Origin of the sequence: Kitasatospora herbaricolor, assembly GCF_030813695.1 — a bacterium.
Taxonomy (GTDB): Bacteria; Actinomycetota; Actinomycetes; order Streptomycetales; family Streptomycetaceae; genus Kitasatospora; species Kitasatospora herbaricolor.
Genome location: NZ_JAUSVA010000002.1, coordinates 7,711,401 through 7,727,611, shown reverse-complemented (window position 1 = coordinate 7,727,611; position 16,211 = coordinate 7,711,401). Strand labels below are relative to the sequence as shown.

Annotated in this window: 17 protein-coding genes; 2 read left to right on the top strand and 15 right to left on the bottom strand. The window is 74.4% G+C overall.

Features of this window, described 5'->3' with window-relative positions; all coding sequences use genetic code 11:
- Positions 1-147: 147 nt before the first annotated feature.
- Positions 148-957: an alpha/beta fold hydrolase gene (locus J2S46_RS33610; protein WP_191288245.1), complete on the bottom strand. Its 810-nt coding sequence runs from the start codon at positions 955-957 to the stop codon at positions 148-150.
- A 314-nt stretch (positions 958-1,271) separates the two neighbouring features.
- On the opposite strand from J2S46_RS33610, the gene J2S46_RS33605 reads away from it, so the two are divergent.
- A complete protein-coding gene (locus tag J2S46_RS33605) occupies positions 1,272-1,427 on the top strand; it encodes a hypothetical protein (RefSeq protein WP_191288244.1) in 156 nt (51 codons plus the stop codon).
- A 17-nt stretch (positions 1,428-1,444) separates the two neighbouring features.
- Entirely contained in the window at positions 1,445-2,134 is a 690-nt protein-coding gene (locus tag J2S46_RS33600) for a SpoIIE family protein phosphatase (protein WP_191288243.1), read from the top strand.
- Positions 2,135-2,459: 325 nt separating this feature from the next.
- On the opposite strand, the gene J2S46_RS33595 is transcribed toward J2S46_RS33600, so the two are convergent.
- From J2S46_RS33595 to J2S46_RS33530, 14 genes are all read right to left on the bottom strand, one after another.
- Positions 2,460-2,861, bottom strand: a complete 402-nt coding sequence (locus J2S46_RS33595; RefSeq protein WP_191288242.1) for an aggregation-promoting factor C-terminal-like domain-containing protein — start codon at positions 2,859-2,861, stop codon at positions 2,460-2,462.
- 711 nt (positions 2,862-3,572) lie between these two features.
- A complete protein-coding gene (locus J2S46_RS33590) occupies positions 3,573-4,379 on the bottom strand; it encodes a hypothetical protein (RefSeq protein ID WP_191288241.1) in 807 nt (268 codons plus the stop codon).
- Between the two features lie 25 nt (positions 4,380-4,404).
- Complete coding sequence (locus J2S46_RS33585) at positions 4,405-5,052, bottom strand: Rv1363c family protein (RefSeq protein WP_229912113.1); 648 nt, start codon at positions 5,050-5,052, stop codon at positions 4,405-4,407.
- A gap of 11 nt (positions 5,053-5,063) precedes the next feature.
- Entirely contained in the window at positions 5,064-5,756 is a 693-nt protein-coding gene (locus J2S46_RS33580; protein WP_229912111.1) for a hypothetical protein, read from the bottom strand.
- 25 nt (positions 5,757-5,781) lie between these two features.
- Positions 5,782-6,297 (bottom strand): hypothetical protein, encoded by a 516-nt coding sequence (locus tag J2S46_RS33575; protein ID WP_191288240.1) that lies wholly within the window; start codon positions 6,295-6,297, stop codon positions 5,782-5,784.
- Positions 6,294-7,592, bottom strand: a complete 1,299-nt coding sequence (locus J2S46_RS33570; RefSeq protein ID WP_191288239.1) for an MCE family protein — start codon at positions 7,590-7,592, stop codon at positions 6,294-6,296. The genes J2S46_RS33575 and J2S46_RS33570 overlap by 4 nt, the downstream gene beginning before the upstream one ends.
- Entirely contained in the window at positions 7,592-8,815 is a 1,224-nt protein-coding gene (locus J2S46_RS33565; RefSeq protein ID WP_191288238.1) for an MCE family protein, read from the bottom strand. Before J2S46_RS33565 ends, J2S46_RS33570 begins: the two co-directional genes overlap by 1 nt.
- A complete protein-coding gene (locus J2S46_RS33560) occupies positions 8,812-9,999 on the bottom strand; it encodes an MCE family protein (protein WP_229912109.1) in 1,188 nt (395 codons plus the stop codon). Before J2S46_RS33560 ends, J2S46_RS33565 begins: the two co-directional genes overlap by 4 nt.
- Before the next feature lie 14 nt (positions 10,000-10,013).
- Complete coding sequence (locus J2S46_RS33555; RefSeq protein WP_229912162.1) at positions 10,014-11,030, bottom strand: MCE family protein; 1,017 nt, start codon at positions 11,028-11,030, stop codon at positions 10,014-10,016.
- 119 nt (positions 11,031-11,149) lie between these two features.
- Entirely contained in the window at positions 11,150-12,181 is a 1,032-nt protein-coding gene (locus tag J2S46_RS33550; protein WP_191288235.1) for an MCE family protein, read from the bottom strand.
- Complete coding sequence (locus tag J2S46_RS33545; RefSeq protein WP_229912161.1) at positions 12,178-13,386, bottom strand: MCE family protein; 1,209 nt, start codon at positions 13,384-13,386, stop codon at positions 12,178-12,180. The genes J2S46_RS33550 and J2S46_RS33545 overlap by 4 nt, the downstream gene beginning before the upstream one ends.
- 119 nt (positions 13,387-13,505) lie before the next feature.
- Complete coding sequence (locus tag J2S46_RS33540; protein ID WP_229912159.1) at positions 13,506-14,270, bottom strand: ABC transporter permease; 765 nt, start codon at positions 14,268-14,270, stop codon at positions 13,506-13,508.
- 117 nt (positions 14,271-14,387) lie between these two features.
- On the bottom strand, positions 14,388-15,167 hold the full coding sequence (locus J2S46_RS33535) for an MlaE family ABC transporter permease (RefSeq protein WP_191288232.1): 780 nt from the start codon (positions 15,165-15,167) through the stop codon (positions 14,388-14,390).
- A complete protein-coding gene (locus J2S46_RS33530; RefSeq protein ID WP_191288231.1) occupies positions 15,164-16,144 on the bottom strand; it encodes an ABC transporter ATP-binding protein in 981 nt (326 codons plus the stop codon). Before J2S46_RS33530 ends, J2S46_RS33535 begins: the two co-directional genes overlap by 4 nt.
- Positions 16,145-16,211: the final 67 nt, after the last annotated feature.

Here is a 16,211-nt window from a genome sequence, read left to right as displayed (position 1 = left end):
GCGGGTGGGTGGGTGCGCGGGTGCGCGGGTGCGCGGGTGCGCGGGTGCGCGGGTGCGCGGGTGCGCGGGTGCGCGGGTGCGCGGGTGCGCGGGTGCGCGGGTGCGCGGGTGCGCGGGTGCGCGGGTGCGCGGGTGCGCGGCCCGCTCTCAGCGCAGCGCGTACGGCAGGGTCACCCGCACGTACTCGGCGGGCCGCACCACGTGCGGCTCCCGGCCGGCGTCCTCGTAGAGGTACCGTTCCGCCTTCGGCAGGGCGAGGTCGATGATGTCCAGCACCGAGGTGGACATCGGGTCGCCGTCGTCGCTCTGGGTCAACAGCGCCGTCTCGCCGAAGCCCCCGAGCGCGGCCAGGTCGAGGTCGTAGGCGTCCGGGTCGCGCAGCTCGTCCAGGAAGGTGGGCGCGTTGCGGATGTAGGTGTGCCGCATCGGGGCCGGCAGCCGGGCCCAGGCGCCGGGGCCCAGGGTGATGGTGTCGACGTACAGTTCGGCCGCCGCGGCGGTCTCACCGCGTTCGAGCAGTGCCCGGACCGGCGCGACCCGGGCCACCGCGTCGTCGGCGACCGGGCGCAGGTCCGGGTCGGCCGCCAGCAGGCCGACCGCCGGCGGCTCGTGCACGGCGATCCCCCGCAGCAGCGCCGGCCGGACGGCGGCCAGGCGCAGCGCGGCCATCCCGCCGTAGAGCGTGCCGGCGACGAAGGCCGGTGCCAGTCCGAGCCCCTCGATCAGGCCCGCGAGGTCGGCCGCGTCCTCGTGCACCGACCCCTGGGTCAGGACCTCCTCGCTGCGGCTGTGCCCCCGCCGGTCGTACGTGACCACCGTGCACTGCTCGGCCAGACCCGGTGCCACGCGCTCCCAGCAGTCCGCGTCCCCCCAGGAGCCGTGGACGAGCACCACACTCGGCCCGGCGCCCCGGATCTCGTAGTAGAGCGCCACACCGTTCGCCCTGATCACGGCCATCGCAGACCTCCAGACTCGGTCCCGCTCCGCCCCACCCACCAGCCTGACACAATCGCGCGCGCACGGACGGGCCGCGCCCGGCCGGCTCCGGGAGGGGCGGCCCGCCCGCCGTGCCGCGGGGGCCGCCGGGGGCCGGCCCTCCACCGGGCGGCGGAACGGCGGCCGGCCTCCTCAAGCCCGGCCCGGGCGAGGTCGACGCTCGACCCGTCCGGCGCCCCTACCTGCTCCGAGCTGCGGATATGCCGTGCCGGGAGCCTTCCCCGGCCGGCTGCGGTCGAGGGACGGGGTGTCGCGCGGGTGCCTACAGTGGTCCCATGCCGCAAACCCGTGGCGGAGGCACCGCCCGGATCCCCGGGATCTGGCGATGGCGACCGCCGCCGGCCGTCCGGACGTGGTCCTGGTGGCTGCCGTTCGTCCTGGCCGTCCTGGCCGCCTGCTGGACCTGGCCTTCCACAGCCGGTAACCGCTGAGCTTCCTGCTGGTCGCGGTGCCGCCGCCGGCGGCCGCCACCCGGGGGCCCCGCCCGGTCGCCGTGATCACCGCCGGCCGCGTCCTGCTGGAGCTCGCGATGGCCTCCCGCCGCCCCGGGCACCTGGGCGAGCAGCACCATCTGGCCCTCTACGGGGCCACCGCCCTGATCGGCGTCGCGGCGGTGCTGCTGGCCCGGCAGCGGGTCCGGGCCCAGAACCGTCTGATCCCTGCCCGCTCGGTGGCGGAGGCGGTCCAGCTCACCCCGCTGCGCCCGGTGCCGGAGCGGGTCGGGCCCTGCGAGATCACCACCCGTCCGCTCGAACCGGGCGACGTGATCGTCCTCCACCCGGACGGGGTCAGCGAGGCCCGGAACACCGCGGGCGTCTGCTACCCCGTGCTGGAGCAGTCGGCGGGGCGCTTCGCGGGGCGGCGGCTGCCGGATCCGGAGCTGGTGGCCGCCTTCGTCCGCTCGGACGCGGACTGCTGGTCGGCCGGCGCGGAGGGCGAGGACGACCGCGCACTGCTGGCGCTGGCCGTGCGACCCGGCCGGGACGACGGGCGCCCCCGGGGCGGGGGTGGGGTCCGCGACGAGCGGTGGGTGGACGACTGGGAGGACGAGTGGGACGAGGGGTGGGACGAGGGGTGGGCCGGACGGTGGGACGAGGGCCCGGACGGGACGGACGCCCGGCCGGACCGGGCCCGTTGACCGCACCCGCCCCATGGCCGGGCGTCCCGCGGGGGAACGCCGAAGGCCGCCTCCTCGTGGTTGAGGAGGCGGCCTTCGGCAGGCGGCTGCCGCGCCGCCACCGGGATCACCGGTGGTGCGCAGCGGGCGGGCACCCGTCCGCCGCGCGCGGGTGTGCGCGCGAGCGGGGGGCGGACCGGGCGGGACGGAGCGTCGGTGGTGGGGTCCGGGGTGCGCGGTCGCGCTCCCCGGACCCCTCACCTTCGCCCCGGTTCGCCCCTGTCCGACGGCCGGGGCGCCGCGGTAGTGGCTGGTGGGGGGGAGTCTGCTCAGGTACCGGTTCGGCTTAGTACCAGTGGTGCGTCTGCCAGAACGCCCAGGCGGCGTTCGGGCTGCCGTAACGCTCGTTCATGTAGTTCAGGCCCCACTTGATCTGGGTGGCCGGGTTGGTCTTCCAGTCCGCGCCCGCCGAGGCCATCTTCGAGCCCGGCAGGGCCTGGACCAGGCCGTAGGCGCCGGAGGAGGCGTTGGTGGCGCTGACGTTCCAGCTGCTCTCGTGGGCGACGATCTGGTTGAAGGACGCCAGCTGGTTGGCCGGGACGATCTGCGCGGCCAGGGCCTTCGCGGAGGAGGCCGGGGTGGTCGCGCCGGCGACGGTGGGCGCCACGACGCTACCCAGGGTGGCGATACCGGCGGCGGACACGAGCACGGCGGCCGAAGCACGCAGGCGGGTGGAGAAAATGCGCATGAAAGGGTGATCCTCATCGGTTGCTGCGCTCACGTCCGCAGGTCCGCAGAGCCGGACAGGGGCTCGTACGTCGGGACGGGGCGCTGGGCTTCCGCACGGGGCGGAGCCTTGCGAAGGAGATTCGCAGCGGGACAGGTGCTGCGGTCTCTGGCGACTCCGCAATTGTTAGCGGGCCCGACGGCGGCCGCCAAGACCCCCTTGCTACGACGGTGCGTCGTAGCCGGCGGCGGGATCACCGGTCCGAGATCCCTCCCGGGTACCCCTGCTCCACCCCCTCAAACCACCCAATTCAGGCAAAAGGGACACTCGGGGCGATGTCTCCCACCTGCACAGATTCTCCGTCGACCCTTTAAACCCGGGGAAGCACCAAATCCTGGTCAGCTCCACCCCCGCCGGGGCCTCCGCGACCGGGGCGCGGATCAACTATCCGACTCCGTAGTCCCCGGAGGCCTGTGAGGACCCTCACCTCGACGATGCCTGATATGTCCGATTTTGCGATCGATTGCCGGGTGGTCCAGACCTCCGGGCGCCCTCGGAACGGCCTCGCCGGCCACCCCGCATCCGTCCTCGCCGACCCCTCCGACCCGCCGGATGCACTCCTCCGTGCCCGGGGCGGCACCGAACGTGACCGATGCCGCGGCCTCCGCCCTGCAAGGGCACCTCGGCGGTCGAAGGCGGCCGGCCGTGCAGGGGTTCGGCGGTCGAGAGCGGTCAGCGGGCGAAGGTGTCGATACCGGCGATCTGCCAGACCCCGCCCCGGCGCACGGCGTCGACCGCGAACATCGCGGCGGCATAGGTGCTGTCCCCGGCCTTGGCGGCGTCGGCGGTACTGGTGCTGCGCTGGTCGGCGTAGATCAGCACCCGGGCGCGGTCCCCCTCGATCGCCTCCACCCCGCCGCCGGTGACCGTGGTGGTCAGCACCAGCTTCTGCACCGGGGCCTGCGCCCGGACCTCCGCCAGCATCCCCGCGTACTGCTGCACCGCCGCCCCCACCAGCAGCCGCTTCGCGGCCTCCTCGCTCTTCGCCGGGTCCGCCCACGAATAGGAGAAGAGCGCGTTGACCGCCTGCGAGACCGCTCCCTTCACCTCGTTGGTACGGGCCGCGTCGGTGAGCGCGGCGTTGCGCACGCCCGGGGCCGACCGCAGGTCCGCGCCGGCGCCCCCGGCGACCGCCGCGAAACCGCCCAGCAGGACGGTCAGCAGGGCGAACGCGACGGGGGCGAGCAGCCGCCGGTGGCGAGGCCCGGCGGACGGGACAGCGGCGGCGCCGGCATCCGGCGGCGTCCCCTCCCCCGGGCCGGCGGCCGGTCGGCCGCGGCGGCGGGCGCGGGCCGGCTGCTCCCCGGCCGGCTGCTCGCCGACAGACCGCTCCCGGGCCGCCTGCTCCCGATCGGGCCCGGTCGGCGTCCGGGCCGGGCGGTCCTCCTGCTCCAGGACCGGTCCGGGGCGGCCGCCCGGGCGGCCGCCGACCGCGTCCAGTCGTCGCCGGCGGTTGACCAGGTGGCGGGTCGTCGACATCAGGGGTTCTCCTCGCGCTCGCGGTTCAGTGGCCGGCCGGTTGCTGCGGGGCGGACGGTCCGGCGGACGTGGGTCGCGGGGCCGCCGTACCCGAGGGCGCGGGCACCGCCTGCTGCGGCGCTCCGGACTGCTGCCCTGCTGCGGCGCTGTCGCCCATCGGCACCTGACCGAGCGCGCTGAGCTTCCAGCCGCCGGGCGTGCGGGTCAGCTCGCCGAGCATCCGGCTGTCCTTCGTCGCCGGCGCGCTGTTCGGCACCTGGACGGTGATCCGCAGCGCGATCATCACGCTGGCCCGGCCGGCCCGGTCGTCCAGCTCGGTGACCGCCCCGGAGAGCGCCTTGGCACTGGTTACCGTCTGCGCCTGCCGGACCTGCCCCTCGAACTTGGCCCTCCCCTGGACGAGTTGATCGTGCAGGTCACCGGTGGTGGAACTCTCCCAGAGGTCGAGCCCCGGGCCCAGATCACGGTGGTCGAGGGTGTTCATGTTCTGCGCGGCCTGCTCGCCGGCCGCCAGCACCGTGTCCCGGACCCGCGCGTACGCCGCCGAGTCGTCGTGCGCCGCCGCGTACCAGGACCAGCCGGACCACAGCGCCGGCACGGCCGCCAGCGCGGCCGTCGCACCCGCCACCACGACCAGCGGACTGCGCCGCGGCCTCCTGTCGCCTTCACTCATCTTTCCTCCCCCTACCGGGCCTTGAGGTCGGTGATCCGCCAGTGCCCGCCGTCCAGCCGTGCGGAGACCGACAGTTGGGCGGGCGCCACGGTCGCGGCGCTGCCTTCGCGTTGCGCGACCTGGTCCAGGAAGACCAGCAGCTGCGCACGGTCGGCGGTGAGCCGGACCACACCCGTGCGGACCACCCGGGTGGTGAGCGTCAGCTTCTGCTCGGTCACGCGCTGCCGCAGCTCGGCCATCAAGGCCCCGTACTGCTCGGCGGCGGGGGCGTCCAGCAGTTCCTGCGCCGCCCCCGCCGTGGCCTCGGTGTCCGTCGGCCGGTACGAGAACACCTTGCTGAGCGCCGTCCCGACGTCGCCGGTCACCCGGGCCGCGGCCGCCGGGTCGGTCAGTGCCAGATCGGCGGTGTCCGCCGATCCGCGCAGTTGCGCACCGAGCCGCAGGAAGCCGCCACCGGCCGCCAGCAGCAGGACGAGGAGGAGGGGGAGCAGCACCCGCCGCAGGCGCGGCCGCCCGCGCGAGGGCGACCGGGCGGCCGGCTCTTCCGTCCGACGGGCGCCGCCGGGCTCCTCCCCGTCCTGCCGCTCGCCGGCGCCCGGTTCCTCCGGGAGCCGGGCGGACGAGGCGGCGGACGGCGTACCGGGCTGCTCCTCGGACCGGCCGGGTGGCACCGGTGCCGGATCGCGGACCTCTGCTGTGCTCACGCTGGGACGTCCTCTCGGGTACGGGTCAGCCCTGCGCGCCGGGCGTGGCGACGGGTACGGTGGCCAAGGTGGTGATCTTCCAGCCGGCGGCGGTGCGCTCCAGGCCCACCTCGAAGCGCTTGCGGTCGGTGGCCGGCGCACCGGACTTCGGGGTGACCCGGACCTCCACGGTCGCGAGCATCCTCGCCGTGCCCGCCCGCGGGTCCAGCGCGGTGACGGCGGCGTCGGTGACCGTCCCGCGGGCGGAGGCACCGGACTGCCGGAGCGCACCGCGGTCGCTCTCGGTGGCGCGCAGCATCTGGTCGTGCAGCGGGCCGGCGGTGGCGTCGAGCCGCTCGCTCAGCCACTCCTCGACGCGCTGGGCGTCCACCGTGTTCAGCTCGGTGATCTGCTGCCGGCCGGTGGTCAGCACGGTGTCCCGGGCCCGTGCCAGGGCCAGCGTGTCGTCGGTGCGGGCCTGCGCGTAGTAGGTGGCGGACAGGGCGCAGAACAGCGCCGCGGCCGGCACGGCGACGAGGAGCCCGAGGCGTTTCAGGGTCATCCGGCACCGCCGCCCAGTCCCAGCAGTCCGCGCAGGTCGGTGGGGGCGGCCAGCGGGAGGGCCGGCAGCCCGAGCGGGCCGGGCAGCGCGGTGGCCGGCCCGACCCCGGCGCCGGGACCGGCGGCGCCGGCGGCGGGCGTTCCGGCGGCCGGCAGCAGGGATCCCGGTACGGCCGGCTCGGGCACACCGCCGGTCGGGGCGTTGGCGGAGCCGCGGACACCGATGCCGGTGCCCGGCGCCGCGGTGCAGCGGGCGGCCGTGTTGAACTCCGGTCCGGCGGAGGTGTCGAGGCCGTTGCGGCGGGTCGTGCCCTGGTAGCCGTCGGTGCACGGCAGCGGGCTGAAGAAGGTCAGCGCCATGCCGACCCGCAGGCCGTCCGCGTCGACCGCGCCGGCACCGGCGGCGGCCACCGCCGGGAGCCGGACCAGGAGTTCCTCGATGCCGCGCTGGCGGGTGACCGCGATGTCGGAGGTGGTGAGGAGGTTGGCGAGCAGCACGCCGAGCCCGGGGTTCAGGTCGCCCAGCAGAGAGCTGACCTGGCCGGCCGCGGCCGGTCCGGCGGCGATCACCCGGCGCAGGTCGGGGTCGGAGGCGCTGAGCTGCTCGGCGAGCAGGCGGGCGTCGGTGGCGAAGGACTCGATGGCCCGGCCCTCCTCGGCCTGGGTGCCGAGGACCGTCCGGGCGTCGGCCAGCAGGGTGGTGTTGCCGGGCAGCGCGGCATCGGCGGCGGCGATGAAGCGCCCGCTGTTGTCCAGCAGGGCCCGCAGGTTGGCGTCCTGGCCGGCGAAGGCCTGGCCGAACTCGTCGACGACGGTGCGCAGCGACTGCAGGGGGACGGAGCCGGTGAGCCGGTCGACGCTGGTGAGCAGGTTGGTGACCGGTGCGGGCGTCCGGGTGTCCGGCTCGGCGATGGTGGAGCCGTCCACCAGGTAGGGGCCGTCCGCGGTGCTGGGCCGCAGGTCGATGTACTGCTCGCCGACGGCGGAGAGGTTGGCGACCACGGCCTCCAGCCGGGTGGGGATGCGGGGCGCGGAGTTGTCGATCCGCAGTTCGGCCCGGACGCCGTGGGGAGTGAGCGCGATCGGGCCGACCCGGCCCACCGAGACACCCCGGTAGGTGACGTCGGAGTGCTCGAACAGGCCGCCGGTCTCCGGGAGTTCGACCTGGACGACGTAGTAGCCGCGGACGCCGACGTAGCGCCCGAGGTCGGCGTAGCGGACGGCGATGACGCCGAGGACGAGCACGGCCACCAGCAGGAAGGCGAGGTTGCGCAGGCGGGTTCCGAGGGTGAGCATCAGCGCGTCCTCCCTGCCGGCGCGGCTCCGGTGACGGACGGCAGCGGTACCGGCGGGGCCGGGTGGGCGCGGGCCCCGGCGCCGGGGTCCGGGCCGGGGTCGGTGCCGGGGTCGGTCCCCGGGTCCGTCCCCGGGTCCGGGCCGGGGTCGGGCGGGGGCGGGTAGGCGTTGTCCTCGGCGTCGACCGCCGGGATGATCTGCGTGCCGGGTGCGGCGGTGAGGTCGAGGTAGGCGTTGAGGTAGTCGCCCTTCACGCCGCGCAGGACCTCGTCGGTGAACGGGTAGGTGAGCAGCACCTGCAGCGAGTCGGGCAGCGACGTCCCGGCGTCGGCCAGGCGCTGCAGGGTGGGTGCGAGCGCCTTGAGGTCGGCGACCATGTCGTCCCTGCTCCTGTTGACGGTGTCGACGGCGGTCCCTGAGAGGGTGTCCAGCGAGCGGAGCATGGTGACCAGGGCGCCGCGCTGCTCCTCCAGCACCTTCAGTCCGGGGGCGAGGCCGGTCAGCACGCCGCCGATCTGGCCGCTGCGGCCGGCCAGCGTCGCGGAGAGGCGGTCCAGGCCGTCCAGGGCGTCGGTGATGTCCCGCTTGTGCGCGTCGAGTCGGGTGACCATGGTGTCGACCTGGGTGAGCAGCGAGCGGACCTGCGACTCGTTGCCCGACAGGGCCTTGTTCAGCTCGACGGTGATCGTCCTGAGCTGGTCGAGGCCGCCCCCGTTGAGGAGCATGGAGAGCGCGCCGAACACCTCCTCCGCCTCGGCGCTGCGGTTGGTACGGTCGACGGGGATGACCGATCCGTCGACCAGCCGGTCGGCCGCCTCCTCTGCGGCGGCGGCCGCCGGGCCGGCTCCCGGCTTCGCGGGCGGCGGCGTCAGCTGCACGTACTTCTCGCCGAGCAGGCTGGACTGCTCCAGCTGCGCGTAGGCGTCGGCGGGCAGCCGCACGGCGCCGTTGATCCTCATGGTGACGACGGCGGACCAGTCGTCCGGGGCGAGCGTGATCGCGGTGACCCGGCCGACGGCGACGTCGTTCACCTTGACGGCGGACTGCGGGACCAGGCTCAGGGCGTCGGCGAAGTGCGCCTTGATCTCGTACGGGTGGGAGCCCAGGTCGGCGCCGCCGGGGAGCGGGAGGTCCTGCGCGCCGGTCAGCGAGGGGGTGCAGCCGGCCAGGGCGACGGCGGTGGCCAGTGCGGCGAGGGCGGCCTTGGCGGTGTCCCGGTTCATCGGGCCGCCCTCTCGCCGCCGGGGCCGTTGGCCGGACCGGTCGGGGCGCCGGGGTCCGGGTCGGGCGGGGTCCCCGGGTCGGTGGCCGGGTCGGTGGGGGTGCCCGGGTCCGGGTCCGGCGGGGTGCCCGGGTCGGCGGTGGGAGTGGGCACCGGGGTGGGGGCGGTGTCGACCGGCGGCAGCGGGAGCGGGAGCGTACCCGTGCCGCCCGGCCGGTCTCCGGTGCTCAGCTCGTTCAGGTTGGCGCGGCCGTCGATCGTGCGCCGCGCCGGGTCGTAGGCGGCGAGCAGGTTGTCCGCCGCGAGCGGTGCGGTGTCCAGGAGTTCGGCGAGCGAGGCCCGCTGGTCCACCAGTGACTGGGTGATCGGCACCAGCTGGTCGACGGTGGCCTTGAGCCGGGACCGGTTCTGCTGGATGAAGGTCTTCACCTGGCCCAGTGCGGTGGCGAGTTGGTCCAGCGCGGCACCGAGCTCCTGCCGGGCGGCGGCCAGGAAGCCGGTGACGGTGGAGAGCTGGTCGGCCGCCGCGCGGACCTTGCCGTCGTTCTCCTTCAGCATGGTGGTGAAGGACTGCAGGGCGGCCAGGGTGGCGAAGAGCTCGTCGCTGTGGCCCGAGAGGGTGCGGGTGGCCCGGCCCAGCTGGTCGATGGTCTCGCCCATCGCCTTCCCGTTGCCGTCCAGGTTCCGCGCCCCCACGTCGAGCAGGTCCGAGAGGCTGCCGGTGGCGTTGGCGCCGTCAGGGCCGAGGGCGTCACTGAGCCGGGTGATGCTCGCGTACAGCTGGTCGACCTCGACGGGCGTGGCGGTGCGCTCGGCGGGAATCACCGCGTGGTCGGCGAGTTGTGGTCCGCCGGTGTACGCGGGGGTGAGCTGGACGTACCGGTCGGCGACGACGCTGGGCGCGACCACCACCGCGCCCGCCCCGGCGGGCACCACGATCCCGTCCCGCAGGAGGAGGGTGACCTCGACCCGGGTGCCCTCCGGTCGGACGGCCTCGACGGTGCCGACCTTCACCCCCAGGATGCGCAGGTCGGATCCGGCGTAGACGCCGACGGCGTGGTCGAACCAGGCCGTGACGTGCCGGCCGTCCTGGCCGCCGGCGGCCAGGACTCCGGCTGCCGAGCCGCCGGCCAGCAGGGCGAGGGCGGCGCCGACCGCGATCGGGCGCCCGGCACGTACGCGCATCGGTGACCACCTCATCAGTGACCGTCCCGGGGCTGGGGCGGCAGGCATCCGGTCTCCGGCGGGGTGCCGGCCGGCAGGTAGGTGCGGGGGACGAGCCCGCACAGGTAGCTGTCGAACCAACGGCCGCTCCCGACGGTGTTGCCCACCAGCCGGTAGTACGGCCCGGCCAGCGCGAGGGCCTGGTCGAGGCTCGCCTGGTTGGCGCGCAGCACGGTGGCGACCCGGTCGAGCGCGTCGAGCGTGGGTCCGAGCTGCCGGTCGTTGTCCTGGACCAGCCCGCTCAGCCGGGCACCGAGGTCCCGCGTCCCGGTGAGCAACGCGTGGATGGCGTCGCGGCGTTGGCGCAGTTCGCCGAGGAGCAGGTTGCCGTCGGCGAGCAGGCTCTCGAAGCGGCCGTTCTGGTCGGCGAGGGTGGTGGTCAGCTGCCTGCTGCCGGCGAGCAGCCGGGCCAGCTGGGCGTCCCGGTCGGCGACCGTCCGGGACAGCGCGGAGAGCCCGTCGGCGGCGCCGCGCACCGACTCCGGGGTGTTCCGGAAGGTGTCGGCGATCGCCCGGAAGCTCTCCGAGAGCTTCTCGGTGTTCAGCGCGCCGAAGGTCTGCCCGAGGCCGTCGAGGGCCTTGGTGACGTCGTACGGCGAGGTGGTGCGGCCGAGCGGGATGCGGGCGCCAGGGTCCTGCTCGGCGCCGCCGAGCGGGTCGACGGCCAGGTACTTCTCGCCGAGCAGGGTCTTGATGCCGATGGCGGCGGTGCTGGCGTCGCCGATCCAGGTGTCGCGGACGGTGAAGCTGACCTTGACCCGGTCACCGTCCAGCGCGACCCCGGTGACCTTGCCGACCTTCACCCCGGCGACCCGCACCTCGTTGCCGCTGCGCAGTCCGGCGGCCTCGGAGAAGTCGGCGGCGTAGGCCGTGCCGCCGCCGATCACCGGCAGGGCGTCGGCCTTGTAGGCGGCGGCGGTGGTCACGGCGAGCAGCAGCAGGCCGACCGCTCCGACGACCACGGGGTTGCGCTCCCGGAGCGGGGTGAACAGCGGCTTGCGGCGCCGCTCTCGGCGCCCGGTGCCGCGCGGGCCCGGTCCGGTGGGCGACTGCCCTGCGGACGGCTGCCCGGTGGGCGGCACGGCAGGGTCCGGCTCGTTCTGATGGTCCGTCATGTTCCGCACCTCGCCTCGGAGCTCACGATGCCGGTGGGTGGCCTGCTGCCGTCCGAGGTGGTGACGCCGGTGACGGTGGCCTGGCAGAGGTAGAGGTTGAACCAGGAGCCGTAGCTCGCGGCCCGGCCGATCACCCGCATCTTCTCGGGTGTCTGCCGCAGGAAGTTCTCCAGTTGCGGGGTCCCGTCCGCGAGGTTGGCGGAGAGCCGGCCGAGTTGGCCGATGGTGTCCTTGAGCGGGGCCCGGCCGTCCTGCAGGAGTCCGGCGGTACTGGTCGTGAGCGCGGAGATCGCGGTGATGGACCGGCCGATCGGCTCGCGGTCGCCGGCGAAGCCGGTCACCAGCTGCTGCAGGGTGGCGACCAGGTCGCGGAATCCGCCCTCACGATCGTTCACGGTGCCGATCACCGTGTTCAGGTTGTCGACGACCTCGCCGATCACCTGGTCCTTGGCGGCCAGCGTGCCGGTCAGCGAGCCGACCGTGCGCAGCAGGTTGTCCACGGTGCCGCCCTCGCCCTGGAGCACCTGGACGAGTTCGCCGGCCAGCTGGTTGACGTCCGCGGGCGAGAGGCCCTGGAAGAGCGGCTGGAAGCCGTTGAACAGCTGGGTCAGGTCGAGGGCGGGCGTGGTGCGCTCCAGCGGGATGGTGGCGCCGGGGGCGAGGCTGCGGTCCACCGGCCCGGCACCCTGCTGGAGGTCGACGTACCGCTGCCCGACCAGGTTGAGGTACTTGACGGAGGCGGTGACCGAGGCGGGCAGCGGCCGGCCCCTGGCCACCGAGAAGCGCACCTCGGCGATCCGGTGGTCGACCACCCTGATCCGGTCCACCCGGCCGACCCGCACCCCGGCGATCCGGACGCTGTCGCCGGCGGTGAGGCCGGTGGTGTCGCTGAAGCGGGCCTGGTACCCGACGGTGTCGCCGACACCGGTGTCGGCGATGCCGAGCGCCAGGACGGCGGTGGCGAAGGTGGTCACCAGGACGAAGACCACCGACTTGGCGAGCGGGCCCGCGAGGCTGCGTCGTTTCACCGCAGGGTCACCTCCGCGCCGCGGAGCACCGGGCCGGCCAGCAGGCTGGTCCAGTCCGGGAGGTCCTGCGGGGTGGTGTTCATGCCGGGGGCCAGCAGCTCGGTGACAAGGGCGTTCTCCTGCGGGGAGTTGGGCAGGCCGGCGGCGTCGGCGGGCGGGGCCGTGATCGGCGTGGTGGCGGGGTCGGCCGGGGTGATCGGGGTGCCGGTGTACGGCACGGCGTAGCAGGCCGGGCCGTTGCCCGCCCGGTAGGCGGGAGTGTCCTGGCCGGGCAGGTACTTGCCACGGGAGGGCACGGTGGTGACGGTGATGTGCAGGCCGGGCCGGTCGGTGCCCTTGCCGAGCGCCTTGTCCATGGCGGGGACGAAGCCGGCGAGGGTGCTGAGGGTGCACGGGAAGGACGGTGCGTAGCGGGCGAGCAGGCCGAGGGTGTCCCGGCTGTCGGTGCTGAGCCGGATCAGGTTGTCCTTGTTCTGCCGCAGGAAGGTGTCGAGGTCCTGGGCGGCGCCGGTGGCGGCGCCGTAGAGGGCGGCGAGGCCGGTGCGCTGCTGAGCGACGCTCTCGCTGGTGCGGGTGAAGTCGGTCAGTGCCTGGACGATCTCCGGGGCGGCCCGGTCGTAGACCCGGCTGACCTCCACCAGGCGCCGGATGTCCTCGGTGAGGACGGGCAGTTCGGGGTTGAGGCGGCCCAGGTAGCCGTCCAGCTGGGTGAGGGTGGTGCCGAGCTGGGTGCCGCGGCCGTCCAGGGCGGTGGCCACCGCGTCGAGGGTCGCGGCGAGCTTCTCCGGTCGGACGGCGGTGAGCAGCGGCATCAGGTGGTCGAGGACCTGCTGCAGTTCGACGGCGCTGCCGGAGCGGTCGCGCGGGACGGTGCTGCCGGCCGCGAGGCTGCGCCCGGACGAGTTGGCGGCGGGGACGAGGGCGACGAAGCGCTCGCCGAACAGCGTGGTCGGCAGCAGTTGGGCGGACACCTCGCCGGGGATCTGCCGGAGCCGGGCCGGGTCGATGTCCAGGGTGAGCCGGGCGCCGTCGCCGTCGGTGCGGATCTCCCGGACCCGGCCGACCACGACGCCGCGCAGCTTCACGTCGGCGTTCACGTGCATCTCGTGGCCGACGCTGCCGGCCTCGACGGTGACGGTCGCGCTGTCGGTGAACTGCCGGTCGTAGACGGCGACGGCCAGCCAGGCGAGCAGGACGGGCGTCATCAGGAACGCCACCCCGGCGAGCCGGCGGCGGGCCCGCGCGGCCCGTCGGCCCCGGACGGCGGGGGCAGGCGGTGCGGACGCGCCGGAGCCCGGGACGGCGGCGGCGGGAGCAGGGGCGGTCATCCGGCCACCCGCACCGTCGTGGTCGCGCCCCAGACCGCGAGGCTGAGGAAGAAGTCGCTGACGCTGATGATGACGATCGCGTTGCGCACCGAGCGGCCCACCGCGATGCCCACCCCGGCCGGGCCGCCGGTGGCGCGGTAGCCGTAGTAACAGTGCGCCAGGATCACGATCACGCTGAAGACCAGCACCTTGAAGGTGGAGAGCAGCACGTCCACCGGCGAGAGGAAGAGGTTGAAGTAGTGGTCGTAGGTGCCCGCCGACTGCCCGTTGACCAGTACCGTCACCGCCCGGGAGGCCAGGTACGAGCTGAGCAGGCCGATGCCGTACAGCGGGACGATCGCGACGACCCCGGCGATGATCCGGGTGGTGACCAGGTACGGCATGCTCCGGATGCCCATGCCCTCCAGCGCGTCGATCTCCTCGTTGATCCGCATCGCGCCGAGCTGGGCGGTGAAGCCGGCGCCGACGGTGGCGGACAGCGCGAGGCCGGCCACCAGGGGCGCGATCTCACGGGTGTTGAAGTAGGCGGAGATGAAGCCGGTGAAGGCGGTGGTGCCCAGTTCGTTCATCGCGGCGTAGCCCTGGAGACCGACCACGGTGCCGGTGAACAGGGTCATGCCGATCATCACGCCGACCGTGCCGCCGATCACGCCGAGGCCGCCGCTGCCGAACGCCACTTCGGCCAGCAGGCGTTGCACCTCGGTGCGGTAGCGCCGCAGGGTACGCGGGATCCACAGCGCCGCGGCGAGGTGGAAGAGCAGGTGGTCGCCGCTCTCGTCGAGGAAGCCGAACCAGCGGCGCGGGCGGCGGCGCGCCGGCGGGGTATCGCCCGGCGGCGCGCCGCCGGGGGCCGGGTTCTTGTCGAGCAGGGCCACCGGTCAGGCTCCCTTCGGCGGGACGATCTGCAGGTAGACCGCCGTGAGCACCATGTTCAGGAAGAACAGCAGCAGGAAGGTCACCACCACGGACTGGTTGACGGCGTCCCCGACGCCCTTCGGGCCGCCCCGGGGGTTCAGGCCCCGGTAGGCCGCGACGACGCCGGCCACGAAGCCGAAGACCAGCGCCTTGAACTCGCCGATGTACAGGTCCGGCAGCTGGGCGAGGGCCGAGAAGCTCGCCAGGTAGGCGCCCGGAGTCCCGTGCTGCAGAACGACGTTGAAGAAGTAGCCGCCGAGGACGCCGACCACCGACACCAGCCCGTTGAGCAGCACGGCCACCAGCATCGTGGCCAGCACCCTCGGCACCACCAGGCGTTGGACGGGCGAGACGCCCATCACCTCCATCGCGTCCAGCTCCTCGCGGATGGTCCGGGAGCCGAGGTCGGCGCAGATCGCCGCGCCGCCGGCGCCCGCGATCAGCAGGGCGACGATCAGCGGACTGGCCTGCTGGACGACGGCCAGCACGCTGGCCCCGCCGGTGAACGACTGGGCGCCCAACTGCTGGGTGAGCGAGCCGACCTGGAGGGCGATCACGGCGCCGAACGGGATCGAGACCAGCGCGGCGGGCAGGATCGTCACACTGGCGACGAACCAGAACTGCTCGACCAGCTCCCGTACCTGGAACGGCCGGCGGAAGATCTCCCGGACGGTGGTGGCGGCGAGCGCGAACAGCCGGCCGCTCTGCCGCAGCGGCCCGGCCAGGCGGGTGGCGGCGGTCATGCCCGCTCCCCCGGGCCGGGCGCCGCGGCGGCGCCGAGGGCGGCCCGGGCCGGCGCCGGCAGCTCGTCCCACAGCTCCCGGACCCTGGCCTGCCGCCGCCGCACGGCCGACCTCGCGGGCAGCCTGGGCGACGGCTCCAGCTGCGCGGGGAGCGGCCCGGGCGGCGCGGGCGGGCTTTCGCCGTAACGGAGTTCGCCGGCCAGGGTCGCCTCGTCCTTCTCCTCCGACATCCCGATCGGGCCCTCCCGGCGACCGGTCAGGAACTGCCGGACGACGGGCTCCTCGCTGGTCAGCAGCACCTCCCGCGGGCCGAAGGCGACCAGCCCGCGGCGGAACAGCATGCCCATGTTGTCCGGCACGGTCGCGGCGATGTCGAGGTTGTGGGTGACGATCAGCATCGTCGCGTCGGTCTGCGCGTTGAGGTCGATGAGCAGCTGGGAGAGGTAGGAGGTGCGGACCGGGTCGAGCCCGGAGTCCGGCTCGTCGCACAGGACGATCTGCGGGTCCAGCACCAACGCCCTTGCCAGCCCGGCGCGTTTGCGCATCCCCCCGGAGATCTCACCGGGCAGTTTGCGCTCGGCGCCGAGCAGGCCGACCATCTCCATCCGCTCCATCACGATCCGCCGGATCTGTGACTCCTTGGTGCGGGTGTGCTCGCGCAGCGGGAAGGCGATGTTGTCGAAGAGCGACATCGAGCCGAACAGGGCGCCGTCCTGGAACATCAGGCCGAACAGCTTGCGGACTTCGTAGATGTCCCGTTCGGGGCTGTTCACCATGTCGACGCCGTTGACGAGCACCCGGCCCCGCTCGGGCTTCAGCAGGCCGATCACGGACTTCAGGAACACCGTCTTGCCGGTGCCGGACGGCCCGAGCAGCACGCTGACCTCACCGGGCGGCAGCGTGAGCGAGACGTCCTGCCAGACGGTCTGGCGGCCGAACGACTTGGTCAGACCTTCGACGATCACTTCGATTCCCATGACACCTCCCGGGGGTGAGAGCGGCGGCGGTCGGCGGTGCGGGTACTGCTGCGGGGTGCGGCGGGTA